This window comes from Nostoc flagelliforme FACHB-838, from assembly GCF_014698065.1.
Taxonomy (GTDB): Bacteria; Cyanobacteriota; Cyanobacteriia; order Cyanobacteriales; family Nostocaceae; genus Nostoc; species Nostoc flagelliforme_B.
The window spans coordinates 1-5533 of record NZ_JACJSI010000376.1 but is presented as its reverse complement, the minus strand read 5'-3'; the positions used below and the strand labels follow the sequence as shown (position 1 = coordinate 5533).

The following is a 5533-nucleotide window of genomic DNA, read 5'->3' as shown; positions in this document are numbered from 1 at the left end:
CAAAGGCTCCTTTACTCAACGATTGATGCAGTTAATTAGACATCAAAAAATAGATTTACATATTATCGCTACTGAAAAATGATTAGATCACTTGCAAAAACAGGTTGAGCAAGCCCTGGCTGTCTTATCAGTATGTTTAAACCTATCACTAACAATTTTGCTAGGATTCAAGCTTTGAAATTCATTGCTATATACCAATAAGACAGTCAGGGTGAGCAAGGCACAAAATCCACCGGATGGCATCAGCAAGCGATCAAATATGCCGTTAGCAAAACCAGTCATGGTTGCTGTTGTGGTAATGGCAAATAAGGCAGTTTCCGCCCAGCCCAACCAAAGTGATTAATTGTTAACTAGCAGGATTTAATTCATCTAGAGCAATGTTCAGCTTGAGGACGTTGACTCCGGGTTCGCCAAAAATACCCAGGAATCTGCCATCAGTGTTTTGGTCTATCAGCTTTTGAATTTGGTTTGGGTCAATACGGCGGGCAGTTGCAATACGCTGCGCCTGTGCTTGGGCTGCTTCAGGGGTGATGTGTGGATCTAAACTAGAGCCAGAAGTATAAACTAAATCGGCGGTAGGTTGGATATTAGCCTGTTTAAGTCTTGCCACTTCGCCTTGAACACGTTCCCGCAATGCTGGGTTACTGGGAGCCAAGTTGCTAGCACCGGACACCCCAGTTTTTAAAACTCCAGCCTCATCTTTTTTGGGGTCAGCAGTGCTGTAGTTGGTAGTGCTAGGACGATTCCAAAAATAGCGCTCGCTGCTAAAGGGTTGACCAATCAATGCAGAACCAACGACTGTTCCTTGACGATTGGTGAGTAAGCTGCCGTTTGCCTGGAAGGACAACGCTACGTGTCCAAACAGCAACATAAATAGAGGATAGAGGAATGCTGTTAGCACCCACAGAGCAAGCGTGGAACGAATAGCTTTATTGATTTGACGCAGTTGACTCATTTTTTAAAATTTTTCCGGTTGAAAAATCACAACAAATAAATAAACACACAAGCTTAGGGTGACAAGTCCTAAAAGGGTAATAGCGTAAGATGCAGAACGTGATAGTTCTACTGGTGTTGCTGCCTGTACTGCTGGTGCTAGCAGCACATTAAAGCACAGCAGCAAAAATAGATTTAGTGGAATGCGATTGCCTTTGCAGGCTACCAAGCTAAACACTTCAGAAAAATTTTGTGGTAAATATTCCATAATTCATAATCCCAAACCGTATTATGCCAAACCGACCGCAGTAATCAGAATGTCAATCATTTTGACGGCAATAAAAGGAGCAATGACGCCGCCAAGCCCATAGATAAAAATATTGCGCTGTAAAAGTTGATCCGCCGTTAGCGGTCGAAACTTGATACCCGTAAGTGCTAGTGGGATAAGTGCAGGAATGATTAAGGCATTGTAAATTAGTGCTGACAATACCGCAGATTCAGGGCTTGCCAAGCCCATAATGTTGAGACTGCCAATACCAATATCTGCGAAGATAGCGGGAATGATGGCGAAATATTTGGCGACATCGTTAGCAATTGAAAAGGTCGTGAGCGCGCCACGAGTAATCAGCAATTGCTTACCAATAGTGACGATATCAATCAATTTGGTGGGGTCAGAATCCAGGTCTACCATATTGGCAGCCTCTTTTGCTGCTTGCGTGCCAGAATTCATTGCTACCCCAACATTTGCTTGAGCTAAAGCTGGAGCATCATTGGTACCATCTCCAGTCATGGCGACTAACTTCCCTTGGGCTTGTTCGGTACGAATCACCTCAATTTTGTCTTCTGGGGTTGCTTCGGCAATAAAGTCATCAACGCCAGCTTCTTGGGCAATCACAGACGCAGTTAAACGATTATCTCCTGTAAGCATTATGGTTTTAATCCCCATGCGGCGCATTTGGTCGAAGCGCTCTTTAATGCCGGGTTTGATAATGTCTTTGAGATAAATAACACCGTATATATCATCGTTTTGGCAAACTGCTAACGGTGTTCCACCCAATTTAGAAACTCGCTCATAAGCTGCATCAAGTTCGGGAGTTAATTTTCCATTTCGGGAGCGGACAAATCCTTTAATCGCATCTACAGCACCTTTGCGAATTTGCACTCCATTGGGTAAGTCTATGCCACTCATCCGTGTTTTGGCTGAAAATTCAATACCTTCTGCCTGTTTGGAGTCAAAATCTATTCTTGCCCCTAATTTCTCTGCTAGCTTAACTATAGATTTTCCTTCTGGCGTTTGATCAAACACACTGGATGCTAAAGCGATTTGTGCTACCTGATGCAGAGAATGACCGTTGACTGTGATAAATTCTTCTGCCATACGGTTTCCCAAGGTAATCGTGCCTGTTTTATCCAATACTAGGGTGTTAATATCCCCGCAAATTTCTACGGACCGTCCCGAGGTGGCAATTACGTTAAACTGGGCGACTCTATCCATGCCAGCAATCCCGATCGCACTCAGTAATCCCCCAATCGTGGTAGGAATCAACGCTACCAGTAAGGCTATTAGTACTGCAATACTCACTGGTGATTCTACGTAAACTGAAACAGTCGGTAAAGTGGCAATTACCACTAAAAAAACTTGGGTCAAAACTGCCAGTAAGACTGTGAGGGCAATTTCATTGGGAGTTTTACTCCGGGAAGCCCCTTCTACTAGGGATATCATCCGGTCAATAAAGCCTTTACCAGGGTCAGCCATAACGCGAATCACCAACTCATCAGAAGTGATGCGTGTTCCCCCAGTCACAGAACTGGCGATGTCTGACCCTGGTTCTTTCAATACTGGCGCTGACTCCCCTGTGATTGCAGATTCATCTACGGAAGCCACCCCTACAATTACCTCTCCATCAGCAGGGATGATGTCGCCTGCAATTACTTTAATTTGGTCCCCGCGACGTAAGGCTGTAGAGTTAACTTCTTGGATAGAGCCATCGGGAAGAAGTTTATGTGCTTTGACATCGGATTTTGTCGCTCTTAAAGCATCCGCCTGAGCTTTGCCCCGTCCTTCGGCGATCGCTTCGGCAAAGTTGGCAAAGACAACAGTGAAGAACAAAATTAAAGTAATTAGACCATTGAAGACTCTGGGATTTTCTCCAGTGGCTGGACCAAACAGGTTAGGTGCGATCGTTACCAGTGCGGTGATAATCGTGCCGATCCATACCAGGAACATTACTGGATTCTTAAGCATATTGCGTGGGTGCAGCTTGACAAATGCTTGCCGAAAAGCTCTAGAGTAGAGTCCAGTATTTTTAGCTTTGGGTGTATGTTTGCGTTCTTGTCGAAGTTTAGTTGATTGTTCCATTTTGAATAAGCAGAAATGAATTGTTTATCCGCCTCTGGCAATTTGAAATGCTTCTGCCAAAGGGCCTAAAACTAATACAGGGAAGAAGCTGAGGGCACCAAGAATCAAAATTACGCCCCCTGTAACTCCGGTGAAAAGTCTGGTATCGGTTCTTAAGGTACCAGAGGTCATAGGAACAGCTTGCTTGCGGGACACACTATCTGCTAGAAGCAGCAGGGCGATGATGGGGATATAACGTCCCGCCAAAATGCTTATACTGGTGCTAAGGTTCCACCAGAGGGTGGCATCTCCTAACCCTTCAAAGCCAGAACCATTGTTGGCTGCTGCTGAAGCATATTCGTAGACCACCTGCGAAACACCGTGAAAACCTGGGTTACTAATTCCTGACAGGGTATCGGGAAAGCCAAAGACAATCGCCCAAGGAATAAGAATCGCAAAGGGGTGAACTAACAAAATGACGCTGGCAAGGACGATTTCTTTTTTCTCGATTTTGCGCCCTAAAAATTCTGGTGTTCGTCCCACCATTAACCCAGTCAGAAAAACTGCCAAAATCAAGTAGATAAATAAGTACGCTGTGCCAGTTCCCTGACCTCCCCAAACAATTTGCAAGAACATATTAAATAGAGTGGCAAATCCACCTGGCGGCATTAAAGAATCATGCATTCCGTTTACAGCACCACACATCGTTGCTGTAGTCATTACCGCCCATAGTGCTGTTTGTGCCCAACCAAATCGAACTTCTTTTCCTTCTAAGTTGGGCTGCTGTCTTCCTAACAATGGATTAACAAGGGGATTTCCTTGAAACTCACCTACTGCTGCAATGCCAACTAAAATGACAAAGATCACAAATACCATCCAGAACATTAACCATGCCTGCTTACGGTTGTTAGCCAATACACCATAGGTATAAATCAACGCTGAGGGAATGGAAATCATTGCCCAAGTCTCTAGCAAGTTAGAGAAACCATTGGGATTTTCAAAGGGATGGGCAGAGTTGATGCCAAAAAAACCGCCGCCATTCTCTCCAATTTGTTTAATAATCTCGAAGTGGGCAACTGGACCACGGGCAATTACCTGAGTCGCGCCCTCTAAGGTGGTTGCGGTTGCTGGCCCTGCCAAGGTTTCTGGTACACCTGCCAGGATTAACAACAATCCCCCAATAATCGACATGGGTAGTAATATTCGTGTGATTGACCTTGTAAGATCAGTGTAAAAGTTGCCCAAAGGTCTGCCAGTTAAACCACGAATGAAGGCGATACCCACAGATAAACCTGTAGCTGCCGAGGTGAACATCAGAAAACCAAGCGCAAAAGTTTGACTGGCATAGCTCAAGGTTGTCTCGCCAGAGTAATGCTGTTGGTCTGTGTTAGTCAGGAAGGAAAGAGTGGTATGCAGTGCTAAATCCCAACTTGGCGCACCTAGCCCTGTAGGATTGAGTGGCAACCATCCTTGAGTCATCAGGATCAAGTAAACCAAAATTCCCATAATGAGATTGTTATACAGCACGGCTTTGGCATATTGCCAGCCAGTCATCTCATCTTGTGAGCGCACACCACTAAAGCCATAAATGGCTTGTTCTATCGGAGTTATCACCGGGTCGAGTAACGTCCTCTCTCCCATAAAAACCTTAGCCATATACCTCCCAAATAAAGGAGTAGTTGCGATGACTATGAGTAATGTTAGTGCAATTTGAATCCATCCTTGTAACATGAAGAAAAAAAGCTCCCAGTACATTATCATCTAGTTTTGATTAAATACTATTTGGGTGGCTAGCGGATATAAAATATAGTTCAGATTTTTTATAGATAGCGTTTATATTATGTTTATATAAATGTTTATTTTGTTTAGATCGCCTTAGAGGATGTTTTAAAAGTCGAAGCGAGTTAAAAATTATGCCAGTCGCCTGACCATAATCCGGATCATCGCAATGTAAATAAAAGTCTCAGAGGTTTCTGGTAGTCGTTCATAATCTTTACTTAAACGTCGACACCAGTTAAGCCAACCAAAAGTTCGCTCAACAACCCAGCGCTTTGGTAAATGGACAAAACCTTTCTTTTCCAATGGTCGAAGCACAATTTCCACAATCCAGCGAAACATATCCATCACCCAACGCATAAATTCTTCACCACGGTATCCGCCGTCCATCCAAATAAGATTTAAACGTTTTACCTGACTGCCTGTATTGTGAACTCGGTTGAGAACTTTTTTCGCTCCTTCTCGTTCTGGAAGACTGGCTGAGGT

6 protein-coding genes are annotated in these 5533 nt (G+C 44.1%); all 6 read right to left on the bottom strand.

What is annotated here, in order from left to right; translation table 11 throughout:
• Positions 1–87: 87 nt before the first annotated feature.
• Positions 88–282: a hypothetical protein gene (locus H6G97_RS56340; RefSeq protein ID WP_422394274.1), complete on the bottom strand. Its 195-nt coding sequence runs from the start codon at positions 280–282 to the stop codon at positions 88–90.
• Between the two features lie 64 nt (positions 283–346).
• Positions 347–955 (bottom strand): K(+)-transporting ATPase subunit C, encoded by a 609-nt coding sequence (kdpC, locus tag H6G97_RS44135; RefSeq protein ID WP_190946810.1) that lies wholly within the window; start codon positions 953–955, stop codon positions 347–349.
• Positions 956–958: 3 nt separating this feature from the next.
• A complete protein-coding gene (locus H6G97_RS44130; RefSeq protein WP_190946809.1) occupies positions 959–1201 on the bottom strand; it encodes a potassium-transporting ATPase subunit F in 243 nt (80 codons plus the stop codon).
• Positions 1202–1222: 21 nt separating this feature from the next.
• Positions 1223–3292 carry a potassium-transporting ATPase subunit KdpB gene (kdpB, locus tag H6G97_RS44125; RefSeq protein ID WP_190946808.1) on the bottom strand — a complete coding sequence of 690 codons (2070 nt, stop codon included), beginning with the start codon at positions 3290–3292 and terminating at the stop codon, positions 1223–1225.
• A 24-nt stretch (positions 3293–3316) separates the two neighbouring features.
• Entirely contained in the window at positions 3317–5002 is a 1686-nt protein-coding gene (kdpA, locus tag H6G97_RS44120) for a potassium-transporting ATPase subunit KdpA (RefSeq protein ID WP_190946807.1), read from the bottom strand.
• Positions 5003–5182: 180 nt separating this feature from the next.
• Positions 5183–5533: transposase (locus H6G97_RS44115; protein ID WP_190941080.1), on the bottom strand; the 351-nt coding region annotated here is incomplete at its 5' end.

Coding starts and splice junctions, on each gene's coding strand:
- H6G97_RS44130 (WP_190946809.1), bottom strand. CDS start 1,201: ATGGAATATTTACCACAAAATTTTTCTGAAGTGTTTAGCTTGGTAGCC.
- kdpC (WP_190946810.1), bottom strand. CDS start 955: ATGAGTCAACTGCGTCAAATCAATAAAGCTATTCGTTCCACGCTTGCT.
- kdpB (WP_190946808.1), bottom strand. CDS start 3,292: ATGGAACAATCAACTAAACTTCGACAAGAACGCAAACATACACCCAAA.
- H6G97_RS56340 (WP_422394274.1), bottom strand. CDS start 282: ATGACTGGTTTTGCTAACGGCATATTTGATCGCTTGCTGATGCCATCC.
- kdpA (WP_190946807.1), bottom strand. CDS start 5,002: ATGTTACAAGGATGGATTCAAATTGCACTAACATTACTCATAGTCATC.